Source organism: Candidatus Thiodictyon syntrophicum, from assembly GCF_002813775.1.
Classification (GTDB): domain Bacteria; phylum Pseudomonadota; class Gammaproteobacteria; order Chromatiales; family Chromatiaceae; genus Thiodictyon; species Thiodictyon syntrophicum.
On the sequence record NZ_CP020370.1, the window covers coordinates 3311075 to 3332010 of the forward strand.

Sequence of the window (20936 nt, forward strand, 5' to 3'; positions counted from 1 at the left end):
TGCCACCATTTGTCTGCTCCGGTACGTTTTCCCGATCAGGCACAAGGAGCCAACCCAATGAGCACCTCGTCGATACTGCGAGTCAAGAGCATCCAGGTTGATGGCCTCTTTGACACATTCGATCACCGAGTCGACCTGAATCTGGACGAGCGCGTGACAATCCTGCACGGCCCCAACGGGGTTGGCAAGACCATGCTACTGCGGATGACGAATGCCATGCTCAATGGCCGGTACGGCCTGTTCCACGAAGTGCCGTTTCGCCGTTTCGCTCTGGATTTCACGGACGACACAAGCCTTGATCTGGTTGCGAGCGGCTTCGATGCTCACAATGACAAGAGCGTGGTGCCTGTATTGGATCTGAGGCTATGGCGTCAAGGCAAGCAAGCGGAAACATACAGACTTCCGCTAGATGAGATCTGGTGGCGTAAGTATTCAAACAAAGGGCGCGCCGACACTTCAAGCGCGAAAGTACCTGCTTGGGTATTGGCCGCGAGGCTGGCTGAGCGAGAGTCATTGAGCGACGGCATTAACGAAAGTCTATCGGCTGCTATCGCCAGCGCGCGGACCCTATTGAGCCAAGGCACAGAAGAGGATGAACCAGCGTGGCTCAAAGAGGCGAGAAATCGGATGCGCGTGCATGTAATCGAAGCTCAGCGTCTGCTGCGTGTTGCATTCAATGATTTCCGAAACGACGCTGCCGATCCGAAAACCACTCTGACCGTTGTCAATTACGCTAAGGATATGAGTGCCCTCGTCAAGGAGACGATGGCGCGCTATGGCCAGCAATCGCAAAGCCTTGACCAGTCTCTTCCCCAGCGATTATTGAATGCTCGGGCAGCCCCCTTTCCCCGAGAAGCCCTTAAGCAGCGTATGCGGGATCTAGATACCCGCCGTGCCGAATTGAAGGAAATCGGACTGCTCGACGAATCGGATAATCATCCGCTTGACAGTGGGGCACTTGATGGGCTGGATGAGTACCAGGAAAGCGTACTCAACCTATACGCAAACGATACCGAGCAAAAGCTCTCCGTCCTCGATGACCTTGCCAGGCGCACGCGATTGCTTTTGAATAATGTCAACCAGAAATTCCAGCATAAACATATCCGAATCGATCCGGATCGAGGGATCGTTGCACAAGGTCGCAAGGGCGAGCGCCTGGAACTTGAACAGTTGTCCTCAGGCGAGCAGCACGAGTTGGTCCTGCATTACGACCTGCTGTTTCGAGTGCGGCCAAACACCTTGGTCTTGATTGACGAGCCTGAGCTGTCACTGCATGTTGCCTGGCAGAAGCGCTTCCTCCCGGACCTCTTGGAGATCGTTGCAACCGCTCAGTTCGATGTGCTGATGGCGACTCACTCGCCCTTTATCGTGGGCGATCGATCAGACCTGATGATCGGCTTGGGCGCGGAGTCGGTATGACGCTGATCGACTACAAGGACGCCGGGGTAGTCGCCACCGAGGTCATCATGACGCGCCAACTCCACGCCGGCAGCTTCCTGATAGTGGAGGGCGAAGACGACCATAAATTCTGGAGCCCGCGTGTTTTACCTGGTCATTGCGAACTCGTCATCGGCAATGGCAAGCCGAACGTAGAGGGGGCACTGGCGCGTTTGGACAGGGACCACTTCCGCGGCGCTCTCGGCGTCGTGGACGACGATTTCGATGGTCTGGAGGGGCGTCCCCGCCCTTCGCCTAATCTGATCGGTACGGATACCCACGACCTCGAGTGCATGTTGATTCGCTCGCCCGCTTTGGAGCGCGTTCTGGCGGAGCTTGCTGCTCCTGCCAAGATCCGGGATCTGGAGGCACGGCAGGGTCATTCTGTGCGGGATGCCCTATTGGAGCGTGGCTTGGAGTTCGGCCGGCTGCGTTGGGTGGCGCAGCGTCGGGCCTGGGAGATTCCGTTTCACAAGCTCGGACCCGAACGGTTCCTCAACCGCGACACTTGGTTGGTCTCCCGGGACGATTTTCATGATGCAGCGGTAAGAACGGGCGCAGTCCCATCGATCGACGATCTGCATGCTGAGCTGGAAGCGTTACCGGCCGCCGATCCTTGGTCAATCTGCCAGGGTCACGACTTGGTGAGTATCCTGCGTATCGGTCTGACCAGGGTGTTGGGTAGTCTTAAGGCGAGCAAGGGAGTAGACGATATCGCGGCCATGTTGCGCAGCGCTTTCGACGATCAACAGCTTCACGGCGGCCATCTTGGCGCGGCGATTCGCGGCTGGGAGCAAGCGAACAAGCCTTATCTGGTGCTCTAGAGGCGAACCTGAAAACACGTCCAGTCGCTGGACGGGACTTACACACTTGGAGGTTTCGACGATGAGCACGGCGTACGAAAACGGCATGTGGCTCAAAGACCCGGACGCTCGCATCACCGTCCATTCGGACCTCTGCAACGGGCGTCCGACGATCCACGGCCTGCGGATCACCGTCGAGACGATCCTCGGATTCCTGAGCGCCGGCGAATCCCCGGATGAAATCCTACGCCAGTACCCGTCCCTTGAGTCCGCGGACCTCGACGCCTGTGTGCGGTTCGCCGCGGACTACAAGGCCCTAAGGCGCGAGGAGTCTTGACGTGACTGAGACCACATCATGAGCACGACCGTCCTTGAACAGTTGATCGACCGACTCCGCGCCGCGGCGATCTATAACCGCCACGACCTGGCTGCACCGTCCGTGGTGTTGTGGACGGACGGGGAGGGGCTCTGGTCCCGGGCCATCCCGCTGCTGCGCGACGCCATGCCTGAGCTTTTTGTGCTGGCGCCGGAGATTGTCGATGAGAGGACTGGGCCGTCGACTTGGCTCCGTTACCAGCTCGCGCGGTCGGGCGGGTACCTGGCACGCACGGGCGGGACGCCCTCGCTCCTTTATCTGCCGGGTGTGGCGCGGTCTGCCTTTCGCGGCGCCGCCGGGTTTCCGGAGGCGGCGCGGCATTTGTTCGCACTCCAGTTCCAGGGGCAGTTCTGGGGCCAGCAGAACGGGAAGGACTGGACGCCCTTTGCTTTCCTGTCGTCCAAGGAGGGTGGGCTCGGGCTCGACCTGGCCCGTGATCGGGCCACGCAGGATGCGGTCGGCGCCCAATTGACCCAGGTGCTGCGCGCGCCGGTTGCGAGCCTTACCGGCCGGCGCCTGGAGGCGGCGGACTTCCATGGGCTGGCCGCCGCTGATCCGGTGGGCCTGCTGCTGGAGTGGATGGCCACCGGCGACGGTCGCCATGGCGACTGGTCTGCCGAGCGCTGGACCGGGTTCAGGGCGCTGTGCAAGCCGACCTTCGGCCTGGACCCTGACAAGGACGGCATCATCACGGCGGTAGACAAGCTGGTGGCGGGGGGCGGGGTTTGGGATCAGGTCTGGACGCGCTACCGCCAGGCACACAAGGCCTTTGCCGGGGTGCGCAAGGCGCTGGACCTGGCACACCCCAAGGACCTGCTCGATGATGCCAACGACCGGATGCCGGTGACCAATCGCAAGCTGGAGGCTGCCTTGCGCGCTGGGCTCCTGGGGCTCCAGGCGCTCCCGCGGGCGCAGGCGCTGACGCGGCTCACGCAACTCTGCGCCCAGCACGCCCGGCGTGCCGATGCGCTGTGGGCGGATCTGGGCGAGGCGTCCCTGGCACGGGCGGCCGTGCAGTTGAAGGCTCTGGCGGAAGGTATCACCGCGGGCGTCTGCGGGCACGATTGGGACACGCTGGCCGCCGCCTACCTGGAGCGCGGCTGGACGATCGACGCCGCCGCCTGGCGCGCGTTTGCCATGGTGCGCGATGCCCCGGACCTGGAGGCCGTAACGGCGGCGCTGCGGGCCGTCTATCTCCCGTGGCTGACGGGTCTCGCGGAGCAGGTGCAGGGTTGGGCCTTGGGCTACCCCGGAGCGCGGGCGTCCCGCCCGCGAGTCAAAGGAGCCCCGCCGCCGGGGCCGGGACTCACGGGCCGGACGCCCTCGCTCCCATTCGCGGGCGGGACGCCCGCGCTCCAGACGGTCCTGGTGTTCGTCGATGGCCTGCGGTGCGACCTCGGCCTGGAGTTGGCCCGGCTGCTCCAGGCCGACGGACTCACGGTGGAGACGGCAAGGCGCTGGTCCGCCCTGCCGACGGTGACGGCGACGGCCAAACCCGCCTGGCGTCCGCTGGCAGACGCCTTGATCGGCAACAGCCTGCCGGAAGGGTTCGAGCCGCAGCTCGCCGAGACCGGCAAGAATCTTACGACTCAAGCCTTCCGAAACCTGCTGGCGACCCGGGGGTGGACCTGGCTGGAGGCGGCGTCCACCGGGGACCCGACCGGCGCCGCCTGGACCGAGATCGGCACCTTCGACCACGACGGCCACGCCCAGGGGGCGCGCCTGGCCTGGCGGCTGGACGAGGAACTGCGGGCGGTCGCCTTGCGGGTGCGGGACCTGCTCGCGGCCGGCTGGCAGCGGGCCGTCCTGGTGACGGACCATGGGTGGCTGCTGCTGCCAGGCGGCTTACCCAAGGCGGACCTGCCGGGACATCTGACCCAATCGCGCTGGCCGCGCTGCGCCGTGCCCCAGCCCGGCGCCCAACATGGGTTCCAGGAACTGCCCTGGTTCTGGGGCGGCGGCCACTCGGTGGTCTACGCCCCGGGGGTCTCGGCCTTCAAGTCCGGTGTCGAATACGCCCATGGGGGTCTGAGCCTGCAAGAGGCACTGACCCTGACACTGACGGTCACGGCCGAAGGGCAAACCACCCAGGCCGCCGTAACGATCGGCAGCGCCGACTGGAAGGGTCTGCGGCTGCGGGTGCAATTGCAGGGCGGATTCGCGGGGACCCTGCTCGACATCCGCACCAAGCCGGCGGATGCGGGGTCAAGCGTGCTCGACCCGGACCGACGGATGCAACCGCCCGACGCGGACGGCGCCGCCGCGCTGCTGGTGACCGACGACCAACACGAAGGCGCGGCGGCGGTGCTGGTGGCGGTTCGTGAGGATCAGGTCGTTGCCAAGCGGTCCTTGGTGATCGGAATGGAGCGGGGGCGTCCCGCCCCCGACACCGGGGCGGGACGCCCCGGCTCCTTTGAGGGAGATTGATCCATGCAACTCGACGCACTCGACCAGCTCGCCGCCCAGGCCTTCGATGGCTTCATCGTCCGCAAGGACCTGGTGCGCCGGTTCAAGGGCCAGTATCCGGTACCGACCTATGTGGGCGAGTTCCTGCTCGGGCGCTACTGCTCCAGCACCAACGAGGCGGAGATCCAGGAGGGCCTGGACATCGTGCAGCGCCAGCTCGCCAGCCGCACGGTGCGCGCCGGGGAGGAGGAGCTGTTCAAGGCCCGCGCCAAAGAGCAGGGCCGGGTGAAGCTGATCGACCTGATCACCGCCCGACTGGATGCCAAGAACGATTGCTTCGTGGCGGAGTTGCCGAGCCTGCGGCTCAAGGAGGTCCGCATCGACGATGCCCTGGTCCACACCCACGAGCGGATGCTCACCGGCGGCTTCTATGCCGAGCTGGATCTCAGCTACGACCCGAGTATCGCCGAGGAGAAGAACGGGCGGCCCTTCGGCATCGAGTCGCTGCGCGAGATCCAGCTCTCCAAACGCGATGCCCTGGAGACCATGGCCCGCGGGCGCGCCGCGTTCAGCTTCGAGCAGTGGCAGGCGTTTCTGCTGCGCAGTGTCGGCCTTGAACCTGAGAACTTGTCGCCGCGCACCCGCGACGTGATGTTGCTGCGCATGGTCCCCTTCGTCGAGAACAACTACAACGCGGTGGAACTGGGGCCGCGCGGGACCGGTAAGAGCCATTTGTTCCAGCAGGTGTCGCCCTACGCGCACCTGGTCTCGGGCGGCAAGGCATCGGTGGCGCGCATGTTCGTCAACAACAGCACCGGGCAACGGGGGCTGGTGTGTCAGTACGACGTGGTGTGCTTCGATGAGGTCTCGGGGATCAGCTTCGACCAGAAGGACGGGGTCAACATCATGAAGGGCTACATGGAGTCCGGCGAGTTCAGCCGCGGCAAAGAGAGCATCCGCGGCTTCGGCAGCATCGTCATGGTCGGCAACTTCGAGGTGGATGTCGTCCACCAGCAGCGCGTCGGCCACCTGTTCGGACCCATGCCGCCGGAGATGCGCGACGACACCGCCTTCATGGACCGCATCCACGCCTACATGCCGGGTTGGGACATCCCCAAGGTCAACCGTGACCAGCTCACGGACCATTTCGGCCAGCGGATCGGCTCCGCGGAGTTTCGCAACACCCACTTCAGCTTCCAGATGGGCCTGGACGGGGTGGAACAGTTCGTCTCCACCCCAGAGCTGCAAAGCGAGGACAGTATCGGGGACGACCCGCTGCCGCCCGGGCAGGTCTGGGTCCTCTCGCCCGGGGGGCTGGAAGAGCATCCGGGGCTCTATCGCCTGGACGTGACCCAGGGGCCGGGCTCCGGGGTGAAGATCCTCAACCAGCCGCCGCCCGCACCCTTCAAGGAAAGCCTGCGCTGTGCCGAGCAGAACCTCTACACGCGGGCGAAAAACCTGGTCGGTGACCGGGACCCGCGGGCGCACGAGTTCTCAGTCCAACTGCGTGCCTTCGACGCCGGCAAGTCCGGCAGCGCCACCGGGGTGGGGGCCTTACTGGCGCTGTGTTCGGCTCTGCTGGAGAAGAGCCTCAAGGGCGGACTGATCGTGGTCGGCGGGCTGAACCTGGGCGGGTCCATCGAGCCCGTCTACAACGTGGTCAGCGTGGTCGAGGCCGCCGCGGACAAGGGGGCCAAGACGATTCTCCTGCCGGTGACGACGCGCAAGCAGCTCATAGAGTTGGATGACGAGATCGCCACGCGGGTCACCGTGGTGTTCTATTCGGACGCCCGGGATGCGTTGCTCAAGGCGCTGATCGAATAAGCTATTCAACTGGCATAGCTTCCGGGTCGGGGAGGGACGCCAGGGCCTCAGGGTCAAGTGGTTTGCGCGGCCCTGTCGCGGCCGCAGGCCGCTCCCACAGTGTCGCTGCGCGGCGTTCACGGTAAAGCCGCTCCCACGGGGACTTTCATCGCCCGGGGTGGCTGGTCTTGCTGCCATGGCTTCAGTGCGCGGGCCGCCCGCTGAAGCGTCGGCCTCCAGTTGGATTCGACCTTACGGGTGCTCGGCACCCCACAACCAGGCCGCGCCGCGCACGCCGCTGGAGTCGCCGTGGACCGGGGGGAGGATGCGGGTGGCCAGACCGTCGCAGAAGAGCCAGGGGCGGATCAGGGCGGGGAGGGCCTCGTAAAGGTGGGGGAGGTTGGACAGGCCCCCGCCCAGGACGATGACCGCGGGGTCGAGCAGGTTGATGACGGTCGCGAGGCTGCGCGCCAGGCGCTCGGCGTGGCGCGCGAGTGTGGCCGCGGCGGCCGGCTCGCCGCGGGCGGCGGCGGCCCGGATCTCCGGCGGCGTGCGCGTGAGACCAGTATGGCGCTGATGGTCGGCGGCCAGTCCCGGTCCGGACAGGAAGGTCTCGATGCATCCGTGTTTGCCGCAGTAGCAGGGCGGGCCGGGCGACTCGTCGGGCTGCGGCCAGGGCAGGGGGTTGTGGCCCCATTCGCCGGCGATGGCGTTGGGTCCGGCCAGGAGTCGGCCCCCGACCACGATCCCGCCGCCGGTCCCGGTGCCGATGATGACCCCGAAGACGCAGGCAGCCCCGCGGCCGGCGCCGTCGGTGGCCTCGGAGAGGGCGAAGCAGTCGGCGTCGTTGGCCAGGCGCACCGGCCGCCCCAGGCGCTCGGCCAGGTCCAGGTCCAGGGGCCGGTCGTTGAGCCAGACGGAGTTGGCGTTGCGCAGCCGCCCGGTGAAGGGTGAGAGTGCCCCGGGGGTACCGATGCCGATGCTGCCCGGTTGACCGGCCGCCGACTCGATGGCAGCGATCAGCCCGGTGATCGCCCCCAGGGTCGCGCCGTAGTCGCCCCGGGGCGCCGCGATCCGGTGCCGGGCCAAGACCCGGCCCTCGGAGTCAAGGGCGATGGCCTCGATCTTGGTTCCGCCCAGGTCCACGCCGATACGCATCCGGTTGACTCCCACTCGAAGGCTTCAGACCGAGAAAGAGGACTTGTCCGCAAATGAACGCAAATAAACGCAAATAGGACCAAAATCCGTTCCTCTTGATTTGCGTTTATTTGCGTTCATTTGCGGACCGAATCTTCTTGCGGTGTTGGGACCTTGCCTGGACGCTCAGCCCTGGGGGCCGAAGGGGCTCTCGGAGCCGGACGGGTTGGTGAAGCGGTCATTGAGCGTCTGGACATAGGCATCGCAGTTCTGCAACACCTGCTCGACGCGCCGCCGTGCCTCGGGGCCCCAGCCGGCGGGGGTGGCGGCGAGGACGGTCCGCCAGGGCGTGGTGTTGTACGCAAAGGCGCCCGCCAGGTTGCCCTCCACATTGGACGCCGCGGCCCGCAGGCGCACCCAGTCCACCAGGCCCTTGGTGGCCAGGCGGCGGATCCCGAAGTGAGCGGCCAGGGCCAGCCCGGCCAGGATGCCGAACAGGGCCTTGGGTCCCCAACTGACCTGCTCGAGGACGGTGTACCAGGGCGGATCGTAGGTCAGACCCTGCCAGTGCCCGGCACCGATGCTCCAGAACAGAAACATGACCCCGACGATCGCCAGGAGGATCGCATCGGCGGTCAGGACCCGCCGGCGCCAGCGCGACAGGGCCTGCGTCAGGATGGGTGCGGCGCCCTCGCCGATGTCGTTGGCGGTCTTGTCCAGGGCGCCGACGATGCGGTAGGCGCGCTCCACCTCCACCGAGTGCATCCGGCCGTGGATCTCGGCCAGATCCGTGTCGCGCTTGCTTTCATAGCGGCGGCGCAGGGCTGGCTCCTCGATCGGGCTGGCCGCCTCCGGGCAATAAATGGTATAGAAGCGCCCGGCGGTCAGGCCCTCTTCCCCCAGTGCCCGTTGCCAGGCGGCCACGACGTCCTCCGGATTGTCCTCGCGGGCGGTCATGTCGATCTGGTTCAGGATGAACATGAACTTGCCGGGGTCGGCGCGGTGGATGGTCTTGCCCACCAGGTGGTGCAGGGTGTCGCGCATGGCGCCCGGCTCCGGGTGGCGGGCGTCGAAGAAGACCAGGACCAGGTCGGAGAGGTCGATGATGTGGTCGACGATGCGCAGCGTTGCGGTCCGCTGCTTGTCGGCGTCGAAGCCGGGGGAGTCGATCAGGATCTTGCCGCGCAGGACCTCGCTCGGGCAGGCCTTCAGTTGCAGATAGGCGTCGATGCGCGCCCCCTCACCGCTGGCCACCTGATTGATGCTGCTGGAGATCCGATACAGCGGGAAGCGCGGGTCCGCGTCCAGGGCAACCCCGGGCAGGGCCTGGGTGGTCGCGGCACGGCTGTAGCAGATGACGGTGAAGCGATCATCCACCGCCTGATTGCCGGTGCGCTGGACCTTCTGCCCCAGGTAGTGGTTGATGAAGGTGGACTTGCCGGAGGAGAAGGTCCCCAGGACCGAGATCAGGGGCCACCAGGGGATCTGGGTGGCGTAGGACTCGCCGGTCGGCAACAGCCCCATGGCGTGGGCGACCTTGTCCAGTTCCCGGAAGCTCTGCACGGCGCTCAGGAGCACCGGGTTTTCCTGCTCCAAATGACGTTCCAGGTTGATCAGGCGCTGGGACACGACCTCTTCTGACGGCATGGGAGATTCCTTATGAAAAGAATGAACTGCGAATGCTCAGGCGCGCCTGCCAGGGGCCGGCGGGCGAGGCCGCGTCCGCCTGCCGGCCGGGCTGCGCGAGCGGCGGCCGGCCTCGTGGTGGCGTTTTAATTGACCGCGGATGGTATACCGATCGACCTTGGCGCGGTAGTCTGGCGCTCGCCCGGGTCCCGTCCCAGGGGTAGCGGCGCCGGTCAGGGCCTTGTGCGGTCACTGGCAGGCGCGCCGGTGGTCGTGCGAGCGGCGCGGCGGGGGTTCTCGGACGCCCCCGGGGAGGTCCCGATTCCCCGCTGCTTTTTCCTCTGTTCTCCGCGCGTTGCTTGAATGCGTACGGGGCGCGCGTGCATACTGTCCGGCGAACAGTGTCGCGGCGGTCGCGGCCGCCCTCGCCGGCCGATATTTCGATCCGGACTATAGCGTTTCGTGTGCGATACGATGGGAACTATGACTAGAAGTAAGCTCGGTGCCTGTTTTCTTGTCCTTGCCGCCTGGGTCGGAGCCGGCGCTGCCGCGCCGCCGCCCGCGGACCTTGGCGAGTCGGTCGTGGTCCAGCAGGCCCAGGGGGCGCCCAGCGTCTCCTTGGGCGGGACCGTGATCCCCTACAAGGAGGTGGTCCTGTCGGCCCAGTTGCCGGGCCGGGTCGCCTATCTGGCCGGGATCGAGGGCGATAACTTCAAGGCGTCCGACCTCCTGGTGGGGATCGACGACGCCGAACTGCTCGCCAAGCGGCGCGCCATGGTCGCCCAGATGGCGAGCGCCGACGCCCAGTTGCGCAACGCCGGGGTGCAGTACAACCGGGAGATGTTCTCGCCGCGTACCAACGCCTCCCCGGGCGGCATGGGCGTGCCCAATCTGTTCGACCAGATGTTCACCCGGCCGATGGAGGGACTCGTCGGTGATCGGGAGCGCGGCGCCGAGCGCGGCGCGGACCTCTTCGCCTCCGGCATCCAGGTGCAGGAGGCCCAGAATACGATCATGCGTCTCCAGGCCGAACTCCAGGCCTTAGATACCAAGATCCGCGACGCGCGCAGCATCGCCCCCTTCGCCGGGGTCATCGTGAAGAAGCTCGTCGAGGTGGGGGACACCGTCCAGCCCGGCCAGCCGCTGCTCAACTACGCCGATGTGGAGTATCTCCAGGTGGAGGTGGACGTGCCGGCGCGCCTGCGCCCGGGGCTGCGCGAGGGCATGGTGGTCACCGCGGAGTTGGACCTGCATAACCGCCGGGTGCCGGTGCGGGTGGCCCAGATCTTCCCCGTGGCCGACAGCCAGCGCCATACGGTCAAGGTCAAGTTCGATCTGCCCCAAGGCGTCTCCGCGCCTGGCATGTATGCCAAGGTGCTGATCCCCGACAGCAGCGACAGCGGCGCCGCGGCGCGTGCCAATCCGGTGATCCCGCGCAGCGCGATCCGCTACAACGGCAGCCTGCCCGGGGTCTACGTCCTGGGTGACGGCGGCGAACCCCAGTTGCGGCTGATCCGCATCGGCGAGGACCAGAGCGACGGCTTCGTCACCGTGCTGAGCGGCCTGGCGGCGGGTGAGCGGGTGCTCGTGAACCCGGGGCCGCGCGTGACCGCGGGCTGGGCCAAAGAGGGTGTTCCGTCCCGGTAGCAGCGTCACCGCGGCTGAGAATAATTCGTAGCGAGTCACGAACAGGTTAAACGCAGTCGTTGTCGTTGTCGTTGTCGTAATCGGAGAAGCGATGCAATTTGGGGTGCGCGATCCAGTGCGCTGCGATAACCTCGATTACGACAACGACAACGACAACGACAACGACAACGACGACAATGACGTTGGCGCAAGAAACGTTCCCTAATGGACTCGTTTAACTTAACAGTGAACCGTTCCTTACCAACTGGCCGGCGCCCTTTTCCGCCAGCCTTTTCCATCCGATGTGCGGCAGCGGGCCCGCGCCCGACCTGAACGACGCCGCGCCGCAGCGGATTGACTGGAAATCTCATGAGCCAAGAAGTGACTGTTGCCCCCGACCACCAAGAGCCGCCCGTGGCCGAGGAGCACCTGGGGATCGCCGGGCGCACCGCCCGGTTTTTCATCCGCTCCCCACTCTCCCCGCTCTTCTATGTCGCCATGCTGCTCATGGGGCTCCTGGGGCTGATCCTGACGCCGCGCCAGGAGGACCCGCAGATCTCGGTGCCCATGATCGACATCATGGTGCAGTACCCGGGGGCCTCGGCCCAGCAGGTCGCCAATATGGCGATGCAGCCCCTGGAGCGGATCATGAGCGAGATCCCCGGGGTCAAGCACGTCTACTCCGCCTCCCAGCGCGGCCGGGGCTTCGTCACCGTCGAATTCGACGTGGGCCAGCCGATGGGGCCCTCGCTCGTGAAGGTGAACGACAAGCTCGCCTCCAACATGGACAAGATCCCCCCGGGGGTCCTGCCGCCGCTCGTGAAGAGCAAGGGTGTGGATGACGTGCCGATCGTTACCCTGACCCTGTGGTCCAAGGACCTGGACCAAAACGGCGCCCCGGATGTCGATGACGGGCAGTTGCGCCTGCTCGCCCAGGACGTGCTCCAGGCGATCGGTCAGGTCAAGAACACGGGGCCCGGCATGATCACCGGCGGGCGGCGCGAGCAGGTTACCGTCGATGTCTATCCGGAGCGCCTGTCCGGCTATCAGATCAGCCTGGACCAGGTGGCACAGACGCTCAAGACCGCTAATGCCGAGGCCTCCGCCGGCGGCCTGGAGACCAGTGGTTCACACTTCACCCTCACCAGCGGCTCCTTCCTGACGGGTGTGGATGACATCAACCGGCTGGTGGTCGGCACCTTCAACAAGGCGCCGGTCTATATCCGTGATCTGGCACGGGTCACCCTGGGGCCCGAGGATGCGACCCAGTTGGTGGCCTATTACACGGGGCCGGCGGCGGCGCGGCAGGACGCACCCCAGGGCCGTCCGGCGGTGACTATCGCCGTGGCCAAGAAGGAATTGACCAATGGCGTGACGGTCGCGAACGCCATCATGGACCGGGTGGAGGAGTTGAAGGGCAGCCGCATCCCCAACAATGTCGAGGTCAGCGTCACCCGCAACTACGGTCAGACGGCGGACCAAAAGGTCACAGAGCTGATCCTCAAGCTGATCAAGGCGACCTTCTTCGTCTTCGTGCTGGTGCTCTTTGCCTTCCGCGCGCTGCGCCCCGCTATCGTGGTCATGCTGGTGATCCCGGTGGTGCTCTTCATGACGGTCTTCGTGGCCTGGATCTGGGGCATCACGATCGACCGGGTGAGTCTGTTCGCGCTCATCTTCTCGATCGGCATCCTGGTGGACGATGCCATCGTCGTGATCGAGAACATCTACCGGCGCTGGCTGGCGGACGGCCGCACCGACGACGCGACCGCGGTGGACGCGGTGCGCGAGGTCGGCAATCCCACCATCCTCGCCACCTTCACCGTCATCGCCGCCCTGCTGCCCATGGGCTTCGTGAGCGGCATGATGGGGCCCTATATGGCGCCGATCCCCAAGCTCGGGTCGGTGGCGATGTTCATCTCACTGTTCGCGGCCTTTGTCTTCACCCCCTATCTCGCCATCTCCAAGTGGCTGCGTCCCTCGCTTGCGTACCTGGCCGCGGCGGAGAAGCGCGAGCACCGGGACGCCGAATATATCGAGCGCTTCTTCCGCGCCATCCTGACGCCCCTGATCGAGAGCCCGAAAAAGCGGCGCATCTTCCGCCTGGCCCTGTGGGGGAGTTTCCTGCTCGCCTGCTCCCTGTTCTATTTCCAATGGGTGGCGGTGAAGATGATGCCGCTCGACAACAAGCCCGAGTTCTCGGTCGTCATCGACATGCCCCAGGGCACGGCCCTGCCGGTGACGGCGAACCTGGCCGACACCCTGGCGCAGAAGCTGCGGGAGCTGCCCGAGGTGACCGCCCTGCAGGTCTATGCCGGGACCGCGCGTCCCTTCGACTTCAACGGCATGGTCCGGCACTATTACATGCGCACCGAGCCCTGGCAGGCGGAGATCCAGGTGCAACTCACCGACAAGCACGAGCGTCACCGCACCAGTCACGAGATCGCGGTCGCGGCGCGCGAGACCCTGGACGCCCTGGTGGCGGACCTCAAACCGGCGCTGCGGCCGACGCTCGCGGTGGTGGAGATGCCCCCCGGGCCCCCGGTCCTGCAGTCGGTGGTGGCCGAGATCCATGGGCCTACGCCCGCCCTGCGGCGGCAGTTCGCCCAGGATCTCACCGATTTTTTCCGCAAAGCGGAGAGCGCCCGCGACGTGGACAATTATCTGCGCGGTGGCTATGACTATTGGCGCTTCGATGTGGACACCGAGAAGGCGGTGCGGCGCGGCATCTCGGTGGACACGATCAACCGCAATCTGACCATGGCCCTGGGCGGGGCCCCCATCGGGGACATCAAACAGGGGGCGGGCCAGCAGAGCGGCCACGAGCCCACCCAGATCGTCCTGCAGGTCCCGCTGGCGGAGCGCTCCCGGGTCGACGCCCTGGGCGACCTGCCGATCTCATCGAACCAGGGGTTCACGGTCCCCTTGCGTGAACTGGGCCAGTTGCGTCTCGCCAAGGAAGAGGATGTTATCTACAACAAGGACTTGCGGGGGGTGGAATATGTGGTGGCGGATGTCGGCGGACGCCTCGCGGCGCCGGTCTATGCCATGTTCCAGGTGCAGGACCTGATGGCGGCGGCCGCCTACCGGGCCCCGGACGGCACCAGCCCCGCCGCCGGTGGGGGCTTGGACGACGCCTTTTACTGGCTGGGGCCCCCGCCGGCCTCCGACCGGCTGTCCCTGGCGTGGGCGGGGGAGTGGACCGTGACCTTCGAGACCTTCCGCGATATGGGCGGGGCCTTCATTGTCGCCCTGCTGCTGATCTATATCCTGGTGGTCTGGGAGTTCGGCAACTTCCGTATCCCGCTCGTGATCATGGCGCCGATCCCGCTCACCCTGCTGGGCATCATCCCGGCCCATTTCATCATGTTCGAGATGGGCCTGGGGGGGGCCTTCACGGCCACCTCGATGATCGGCTGGATCGCGCTGGCCGGTATCATCGTGCGCAACTCGATCCTGCTGGTCGATTTCTCCATCCACGAGATACGCCAAGGCACCCCGGTGGCCGAGGCCGTGATCCGCGCCTGCAAGGTCCGCACGCGGCCCATCCTCATCACCGCCCTGGCGCTGGTCGCCGGCTCCAGCGTCATCATCACCGACCCGATCTTCCAAGGCATGGCGATTTCGCTGCTGGCCGGTACCGTCGTCTCCACGGTCCTGACGCTGATCGTCATCCCCTTGGGCTGCGTGGCCAAGAGTCGCGATATGTGCGCGGTGGCCGCCGCCACGGCGCTGCATCTGCCGGCCGGCGGGCTGCCGTGCCAGGCCGAGGCGGCCGCGCTCGATGCCGCGCGGCGGGAATCCCGCACGGGCGGCGGGTCCGGGCTCCCGGCGAAGGTCGGGGAGGTCTTGATCCTGGTCTTCTACGCCGTGCGGGGCATCTTCATCCTGCTGTTCGAGTTGGCGAAAAACGCCTTCAGGCCCAAGCCGCCGCCGCGCGCGCGGACGCTGCGGCCGGGCGGCACGCCGTCGGCCGCGGCGCCTGAACGCCCGGCCGCACCGCCGCCGCGCCGCGGTATCCTGTCCGTGGTCCTGGAGAAGCTCTGGGAGGTGCTCACACTGGTCTTCTACGGGGTGCGCGGGATCTTTATCCTGCTGATCGACGTCGCGAAGAACACCTTCAGACCCAAGCCGCCGCCGCGTCCCAGGCGCCCCAGGCCGGGACCGACGGCGGCGGCCGATGGCGGTTCCGGGACGGGCGCGGCTGGGGCCGGCTCTGCCGCGCCGGCCGGTCCGCTGCCCGCGGCGCCCGCGACCATGGACGCGGCGGTGACGGCCGCCGCCGCTCCCAAACCGCGCTCCGCCCTGGTGCTGCGTCCTCCTGCCGCGGCGACACCGGACGCGGACACGCAGGACCCGACACCGCCGTCAGCGCCGGCCCCGGGGACGCACCCCGCGGCACGCCCAGCCGGGAGTGCGCCGACCCGAACCACGGCGACTGGGGCCGCGGGCAGGACCGGCAGCGCCAAGAAGACCGTCGCCAAGCCATCGACCCGGGCGGGCACGGTCGCGCCCAAGGCCGAGGCACCGAAGGCCCAACCGGCACCGACGCGCTCCCCGCGGCGCGGCATCCGGCTGAAGAAGAGCGATGACGAACCCGGCGGGGACGCGTCTTGACCCCCGGGGGTATCCCGGCCCTGGCATGGACGGCGCACTGGGACCCTGGCGGCGACCCGCGCGGCGCGGGGTCTGGCCGTCGGCCGGCGCCGCTGCTCGTTGCGGCGGGGCTTCTGGCCTATCTTCAGTTGGCGCAGGGCAATCCCTGGGGGTTGCCGGTGGACAATGAGGCCAATCAAAGCGGCAGCGCGCGGGACCAGCGCCCCCCTGGCCCCGACTGGATCCAGGGCACCAATACCCCGACCGGGGCCGCTCGCGGTGCGGGGCCGGGTGAGTTGCCCCGCGCCCGGTTTGGGCAGTCGCCGGACCCTGGTCGCGCCGCGGACCAGCCACCCGCATGGAATGGCGGCTGGTCCGGCGCCGGCGGGCCACCGCAAGGAGCGGGCGCCGGCGCCGATCGTTTTCGTTCCGATGTCGACGCGACCGATGCGTCGGCGGACCCCCGGGCCTGGCCGCCCGGGTCGGCGCCCGCCGCCGCGGGTTATCGTTATCGCGGCGACCCGCCGCAACCGGCCGGCAGTGCGGGTGGGTGGGCGGACCCCGGGGCTTACCGTTTCCGTCCCTTGACGGAACGCGAGCAGGCGCGTCAGGGGGCGCGTGGGCGCCCGCTGGACGCAGGCCAGGGAGCGCCCCACCCGTCCGGCACCCTGCCGGCCTGGCCCCCGGGCGCCGCCCCCGACGACGAGGCCGGCCCCTGGGGGTCGCGTTGATCCGGACATCCCGATGTTGTGACTGCTAGAGACAGACGAGGAAAGACGACATGAAAATCGACAAGCGCATGGTTTCGGCGGCACTGCTGGGCGCCGTGATGGTCGCCGCCGGGGCGGCCCGGGCCGATGAGGCAGGGGCCCAGTTTGCGGCGGACATGGTGCGGCGCGCCCCGGACGGTCAGGTCGTCGGGGGCAAGATGTTCGTCGGCGACGCGCGCACCCGCATGGAGATGTCCCAGAAGGGTCGGGATGTGGTGCGAATCTCCGACCAGAAGCGCGGCCAGGAATGGATCCTGTTCCCGGCGGAGAAGAGCTATCTGGAGCGCGCCACCCCCCCGGGGGCCGCGGCGCCCGTCCCGGCCGCGCCGTCCGCCGAGAGCGATCCCTGCGTCGGTATGGCGGGGCTGACCTGTCGCCGGGTCGGGATCGAGGACGTGAACGGGCGCCCCGCGGTGAAGTGGGAGATGTCCATGACCGACAAGGGTCAGACCCTGACCGCCACGCAGTGGCTGGACGTGCAGCGGGGCCTGCCCTTGAAGCATGTGCTGCCCAATGGTCAGACGATGGAACTGACGCTGCTCGGCAATGAAACCCTCGACGGCCGCGCGACCGAGAAGTGGCAGATGACGACGGCGGTGCCCAGCCAGCCGCCGGCGGTCAGTCTCCAATGGTATGACCCGCAACTGAAGCTGGCGGTACGCGAGGAGTTTCCCGGCGGCTACGTAAGCGAGCTCAAGGCCATCCGCGTCGGCCCCCAGCCCGACGACCTGTTTACGGTCCCGGCCGACTATACCAAAAAGGCCCCGCCCCAGGGGGGGCCGACCCCGGCCGACGCGCCCAAGCCGGGCGCGCAATAGCACCTGCATCGGGTAGACAAGCCGCATGATCACGCTGGTGGCCAGTCTCAAGGGCGGATCGGGCAAGAGCACGGTCGCATTCAATCTCGGGGTCTGGCTGGCGCAGGGGGCGCTCGCCTGCCGCTTGGTGGACATCGACCCCCAGGCGACCCTGACGGACGTGCTCGAGGTCCGGCGCGAGGAAGGTTACACGCCGCCCCTGCAGGTCCTTGATAAGCGGGCACTGACCCGCGAGCAACTGACCGAGGTGGAGCAGGTCGTCATCGACGCCGGCACGGCGGACATGGACAGCCTGCGCCTGGCGCTCGCCTTGTGTGATCGGGTGGTCGTGCCGGTGCAGCCGTCGCAGGCGGACATCTGGTCGGTCCAGCGCTTCATCCGCCTGGTGGCGACGGTGGCGCGGGAACGCCCCCCGGAGATCATCGGCTTCATCAACCGCGGCGACACCCATCACGCGGTGCGTGAGACCGACGAGGCCGCCGCCGCCCTGGTCGCGGCCCCCGGCATCCGTTTCATCAAGCCGCGCCTGTCGCAGCGAACCGTCTTCCGGCGCTCCTTCAGCGAGGGCCTCGCGGTCTTTGAACTGGAGTCCAAGGGCAAGGCCGCCCGCGAGTTTCTGGGCCTGGCGGCGGTGCTCTATGCCGATCTCGTGCGTTGAGGCCGGCGCGCGGGAAGGCCCGCACCAGCGCGCCGGGTCGGTAGACGGGATTATCCTAAAGAAGAGTATTTGGCCGCAAATGAACGCAAATGAGCGCAAATAGACCTGCTGGTTGGGATCGTCGCGGGCGTCGCCCGGCCGGCGAACATGCAGAAAAAACCATGTTTCTGATTATTTGCGTTAATTTGCGTTCAATTGCGGCAAAACTGTTTCCCCCGGGATTACCGGTTATCCGTCGGAGACTTGTCCGGGGGATTTTCTGTTAAGCTCCGGGGTCTAAGACCGAGCAACTTCCGAACCCTTCCGGTGATTACACATGGCGGCTCCCGAGACATCCAATGGCACGCCGACCCCTGCCGAACCGCTTCACGATGGGGGCGACGGCGTGAGCGGGCCGGTCAGCATCCCGTCGGATTTGACCGAGGCCCGGGTCAATGCCTTCGCCATCGACCGCCTGTCCCAGTCGTTCGAGGCCAGCGCCAAGCGCTGGGAACTGATCGTCTATCCCTCGCTCTTCGCCTTCATCATCCTGGCCGCCTACGGATTTTATCTGGTGTTCAGCCTGGCCAAGGACGTCCATTACCTGGCCATCAGCGTTGATTCAAACATGACGGTGCTCGCAAGCAACATGCAATCCATCTCGGAGAACATGGGGCAGATCAGCACCAATGTCCGCAACATGTCCAACAGCGTGGATTCCATGTCCCGCGACGTGAAGACCCTGGAGCCCATGCTCGCCAGTATCGTGAACATGGACAGGTCGATGCAGGAGATGACGCACAACACCGCCGTCATGCGCGACGACATGTCGAACATGAACCAGAACATCGGCCGCCCCATGCACTTCATGAACTCCTTCATGCCCTGGTAGGTTGAACGCGACGAGAGCAACGCCGCTCATGACCCCCGCGGCCCCGCCGGCGGTGCGTCTCATCGTCGCCATCTCCTCGCGCGCCCTGTTCGACTTGAGCGAGTCCCATCGCGTCTTCGAGACCGCCGGCGTCGATGCCTACCGCGCCTACCAGGTCGCCCACGAGAACGACACCCTGGAACCCGGGGTGGCCTTTCCCCTGGTCCGCAAGCTGATGAACCTCAACGCCACCCTGGGCGAGCGCGGCCGGGTGGAGGTGATCCTGCTGTCGCGCAACAGCTCCGACACGGGGCTGCGGGTGTTGACCTCCGCCCACCGCCACGGGCTCGACATCACCCGTGCCGCCTTCACCGGCGGCGCCAGCCCCTACCGCTATATCGCCGCCTTCGGGGCCCACCTCTTCCTGTCCGCCGACCCCAATGACGTGCGCCTGGCGCTGAGCGCCGGCTGTGCCGCCGCCACCGTGCTGCCGGCGGCGTCCGCCGACCGCGCGGCGGACGACGGGCAGGTGCGCATCGCCTTCGACGGCGACGCCGTACTGTTCTCCGACGATGCGGAGCGTCTCTATCGGGAGGAGGGACTGGCCGTGTTCAACGCCAGCGAGAGTGCATCCGCCTACGAGCCGCTCCCCGGCGGTCCCTTCAAGGGGCTCCTGGTCGCCATCGCGCAACTCCAGGCCCTGTTCCCCACCGACGCCTCACCGCTGCGCACCGCGCTCGTGACCGCCCGCGGCGTACCCTCCCACGAGCGTGTGGTACGGACCCTGCGCGCCTGGGACATCCGCATTGACGAGGCCCTGTTTCTAGGCGGACTCTCCAAGGCCAGCTTCCTCGCCGCCTTCGACGCCGACATCTTCTTCGACGACCAGGAGGTCCACTGCGACGAGGCCCGGCTGCATGTGGCCACCGGGCATGTGCCGCATGGGGTTGCGAATCAGTCCGCGCCGTAAACGTCGCGCACCGACACTGTGGGAGCGGCTTCAGCCGCGCCGGGCCGCGCCGGGAGCGCAGCCTTGGGTTGGCAGGACCGGTGGGAGCGTGGACTCAAGGAGATTCGGCGGATCGCCATGCGGGCATCCGCTCTGCGGTGCGTCCGACGCTGTCGGCGCCATCCGCGTCAGGTCGCCAACCTCAATGCCGATGGCTGTGCATAGTTTCACCAGGACTTCGAGGGTTACGTTCTTCTCGCTACGCTCGATCTGGCCAACGTAGCTCTGGCCGATCCCGACCAGCGCCCCGAGTTCGGTTTGCGTCAGACCCGCAAGCTTGCGCGCCCGGCGCAGGTTGCGGCCGATGAGCCGTATTTTTTCAGCGTTGTTCATGATTTAACCTCTCTGATCGCTGTGATCTCCAACCTAAGAAGCTCTTTCGGTGATTATTATAAAATACCAAAAGAGCCTTTTCCTCATGAAATCGCCAATGGTGAAAATTGAAAACCCATGTCCGAACTCAATACTACCCGTCTCCGTCTCGCCCGCGAACGGCGCGGGCTCAACCAAATCGAGCTGTCAGCCCTCCTCGGCACTGCTGCGGGACTTGCGGGGCAGTGGGAGCGCGGCAGTAAGGAGCCGTCGCTCAAGAAGCTCAAGCAACTGGCAAAAGCCCTGGAAGTCCGCATCGGCTGGTTACTCGGCGAGGGCGAGGCCGAGGGCGAAGACGAGGGCGATCCGCTCGCCGTGGTGCAGGAACAGGCGCACGGATATACGCGGCGACGAGCCGACAAGTACAACTCGCGTGATGCCGTGTTGTCCGACTACAAGGCCCCGGTTGGACTGCGCGATCTGGCGAGCGATGCGGTTTTGGTCCAGGCCCTCGGGATCACCGCCTGCGAGTGGACGGCGCTCGGCTCCTTCGAGTTCTCCGACGGGCTGACGAAAGAAGGCTACTGCGCGGTCATCATGATCCTGCGAACATGCAGCGTCGATGCGCGGCGGCGGGAACTGGACAGCAAACCAGGGCGTCATGTTGCTACCCCCGCGAATTCGGCATCCAGCGTGAACCTGTGACGCCAGT

General features: G+C 66.7%; 16 protein-coding genes. 13 read left to right on the forward strand and 3 right to left on the reverse strand.

Annotation, left to right across the window (positions count from 1 at the left end; all coding sequences use genetic code 11):
• The first annotated feature begins 57 nt into the window (after positions 1-57).
• From THSYN_RS13915 to brxL, 5 genes are all read left to right on the forward strand, one after another.
• Positions 58-1419: an AAA family ATPase gene (locus THSYN_RS13915; protein WP_100919680.1), complete on the forward strand. Its 1362-nt coding sequence runs from the start codon at positions 58-60 to the stop codon at positions 1417-1419.
• Positions 1416-2261 (forward strand): DUF4435 domain-containing protein, encoded by an 846-nt coding sequence (locus tag THSYN_RS13920; RefSeq protein ID WP_100919681.1) that lies wholly within the window; start codon positions 1416-1418, stop codon positions 2259-2261. Before THSYN_RS13915 ends, THSYN_RS13920 begins: the two co-directional genes overlap by 4 nt.
• A gap of 61 nt (positions 2262-2322) precedes the next feature.
• Positions 2323-2577: a DUF433 domain-containing protein gene (locus THSYN_RS13925; protein WP_236848899.1), complete on the forward strand. Its 255-nt coding sequence runs from the start codon at positions 2323-2325 to the stop codon at positions 2575-2577.
• A gap of 18 nt (positions 2578-2595) precedes the next feature.
• Complete coding sequence (gene pglZ / locus THSYN_RS13930; protein ID WP_100919682.1) at positions 2596-5043, forward strand: BREX-1 system phosphatase PglZ type B; 2448 nt, start codon at positions 2596-2598, stop codon at positions 5041-5043.
• 3 nt (positions 5044-5046) lie between these two features.
• Positions 5047-6846 carry a BREX system Lon protease-like protein BrxL gene (gene brxL / locus THSYN_RS13935; RefSeq protein ID WP_100919683.1) on the forward strand — a complete coding sequence of 600 codons (1800 nt, stop codon included), beginning with the start codon at positions 5047-5049 and terminating at the stop codon, positions 6844-6846.
• 231 nt (positions 6847-7077) lie between these two features.
• Here brxL and THSYN_RS13940 read toward each other — a convergent pair whose 3' ends face one another.
• The gene (locus tag THSYN_RS13940) at positions 7078-7983 is read right to left on the reverse strand and encodes an ROK family protein (protein WP_100919684.1); all 906 of its coding nucleotides are present in this window, start codon (positions 7981-7983) and stop codon (positions 7078-7080) included.
• A gap of 165 nt (positions 7984-8148) precedes the next feature.
• A complete protein-coding gene (locus tag THSYN_RS13945) occupies positions 8149-9609 on the reverse strand; it encodes a dynamin family protein (protein WP_100919685.1) in 1461 nt (486 codons plus the stop codon).
• 453 nt (positions 9610-10062) lie between these two features.
• On the opposite strand from THSYN_RS13945, the gene THSYN_RS13950 reads away from it, so the two are divergent.
• From THSYN_RS13950 to THSYN_RS13980, 7 genes are all read left to right on the forward strand, one after another.
• Positions 10063-11235 (forward strand): efflux RND transporter periplasmic adaptor subunit, encoded by a 1173-nt coding sequence (locus tag THSYN_RS13950; RefSeq protein ID WP_418219922.1) that lies wholly within the window; start codon positions 10063-10065, stop codon positions 11233-11235.
• Between the two features lie 348 nt (positions 11236-11583).
• Complete coding sequence (locus tag THSYN_RS13955; protein WP_100919687.1) at positions 11584-15828, forward strand: efflux RND transporter permease subunit; 4245 nt, start codon at positions 11584-11586, stop codon at positions 15826-15828.
• A complete protein-coding gene (locus tag THSYN_RS13960; protein WP_100919688.1) occupies positions 15825-16538 on the forward strand; it encodes a hypothetical protein in 714 nt (237 codons plus the stop codon). The genes THSYN_RS13955 and THSYN_RS13960 overlap by 4 nt, the downstream gene beginning before the upstream one ends.
• Before the next feature lie 50 nt (positions 16539-16588).
• Positions 16589-17395: a hypothetical protein gene (locus tag THSYN_RS13965; RefSeq protein ID WP_172965281.1), complete on the forward strand. Its 807-nt coding sequence runs from the start codon at positions 16589-16591 to the stop codon at positions 17393-17395.
• A 25-nt stretch (positions 17396-17420) separates the two neighbouring features.
• Positions 17421-18053, forward strand: a complete 633-nt coding sequence (locus tag THSYN_RS13970; RefSeq protein ID WP_100919689.1) for a nucleotide-binding protein — start codon at positions 17421-17423, stop codon at positions 18051-18053.
• 316 nt (positions 18054-18369) lie between these two features.
• A complete protein-coding gene (locus THSYN_RS13975; RefSeq protein ID WP_236848900.1) occupies positions 18370-18924 on the forward strand; it encodes a hypothetical protein in 555 nt (184 codons plus the stop codon).
• Positions 18925-18952: 28 nt separating this feature from the next.
• Positions 18953-19873: a 5'-nucleotidase gene (locus THSYN_RS13980; RefSeq protein ID WP_100919690.1), complete on the forward strand. Its 921-nt coding sequence runs from the start codon at positions 18953-18955 to the stop codon at positions 19871-19873.
• A 30-nt stretch (positions 19874-19903) separates the two neighbouring features.
• Here THSYN_RS13980 and THSYN_RS13985 read toward each other — a convergent pair whose 3' ends face one another.
• The gene (locus THSYN_RS13985) at positions 19904-20245 is read right to left on the reverse strand and encodes a helix-turn-helix domain-containing protein (protein ID WP_100919691.1); all 342 of its coding nucleotides are present in this window, start codon (positions 20243-20245) and stop codon (positions 19904-19906) included.
• Positions 20246-20362: 117 nt separating this feature from the next.
• Between THSYN_RS13985 and THSYN_RS13990 the strand changes: the two genes are divergently transcribed.
• Positions 20363-20929: a helix-turn-helix domain-containing protein gene (locus THSYN_RS13990; protein WP_100919692.1), complete on the forward strand. Its 567-nt coding sequence runs from the start codon at positions 20363-20365 to the stop codon at positions 20927-20929.
• Positions 20930-20936: the final 7 nt, after the last annotated feature.

Excerpts from the sequence above, each read along its gene's own strand:
- THSYN_RS13955 (WP_100919687.1), top strand. The coding sequence starts at position 11,584 with ATGAGCCAAGAAGTGACTGTTGCCCCCGACCACCAAGAGCCGCCCGTG.
- THSYN_RS13925 (WP_236848899.1), top strand. The coding sequence starts at position 2,323 with ATGAGCACGGCGTACGAAAACGGCATGTGGCTCAAAGACCCGGACGCT.
- THSYN_RS13920 (WP_100919681.1), top strand. The coding sequence starts at position 1,416 with ATGACGCTGATCGACTACAAGGACGCCGGGGTAGTCGCCACCGAGGTC.
- brxL (WP_100919683.1), top strand. The coding sequence starts at position 5,047 with ATGCAACTCGACGCACTCGACCAGCTCGCCGCCCAGGCCTTCGATGGC.
- THSYN_RS13980 (WP_100919690.1), top strand. The coding sequence starts at position 18,953 with ATGACCCCCGCGGCCCCGCCGGCGGTGCGTCTCATCGTCGCCATCTCC.
- THSYN_RS13965 (WP_172965281.1), top strand. The coding sequence starts at position 16,589 with ATGAAAATCGACAAGCGCATGGTTTCGGCGGCACTGCTGGGCGCCGTG.
- pglZ (WP_100919682.1), top strand. The coding sequence starts at position 2,596 with ATGAGCACGACCGTCCTTGAACAGTTGATCGACCGACTCCGCGCCGCG.
- THSYN_RS13915 (WP_100919680.1), top strand. The coding sequence starts at position 58 with ATGAGCACCTCGTCGATACTGCGAGTCAAGAGCATCCAGGTTGATGGC.
- THSYN_RS13945 (WP_100919685.1), bottom strand. The coding sequence starts at position 9,609 with ATGCCGTCAGAAGAGGTCGTGTCCCAGCGCCTGATCAACCTGGAACGT.
- THSYN_RS13985 (WP_100919691.1), bottom strand. The coding sequence starts at position 20,245 with ATGAACAACGCTGAAAAAATACGGCTCATCGGCCGCAACCTGCGCCGG.
- THSYN_RS13990 (WP_100919692.1), top strand. The coding sequence starts at position 20,363 with ATGTCCGAACTCAATACTACCCGTCTCCGTCTCGCCCGCGAACGGCGC.
- THSYN_RS13950 (WP_418219922.1), top strand. The coding sequence starts at position 10,063 with ATGGGAACTATGACTAGAAGTAAGCTCGGTGCCTGTTTTCTTGTCCTT.
- THSYN_RS13975 (WP_236848900.1), top strand. The coding sequence starts at position 18,370 with ATGGCGGCTCCCGAGACATCCAATGGCACGCCGACCCCTGCCGAACCG.
- THSYN_RS13940 (WP_100919684.1), bottom strand. The coding sequence starts at position 7,983 with ATGCGTATCGGCGTGGACCTGGGCGGAACCAAGATCGAGGCCATCGCC.
- THSYN_RS13970 (WP_100919689.1), top strand. The coding sequence starts at position 17,421 with ATGATCACGCTGGTGGCCAGTCTCAAGGGCGGATCGGGCAAGAGCACG.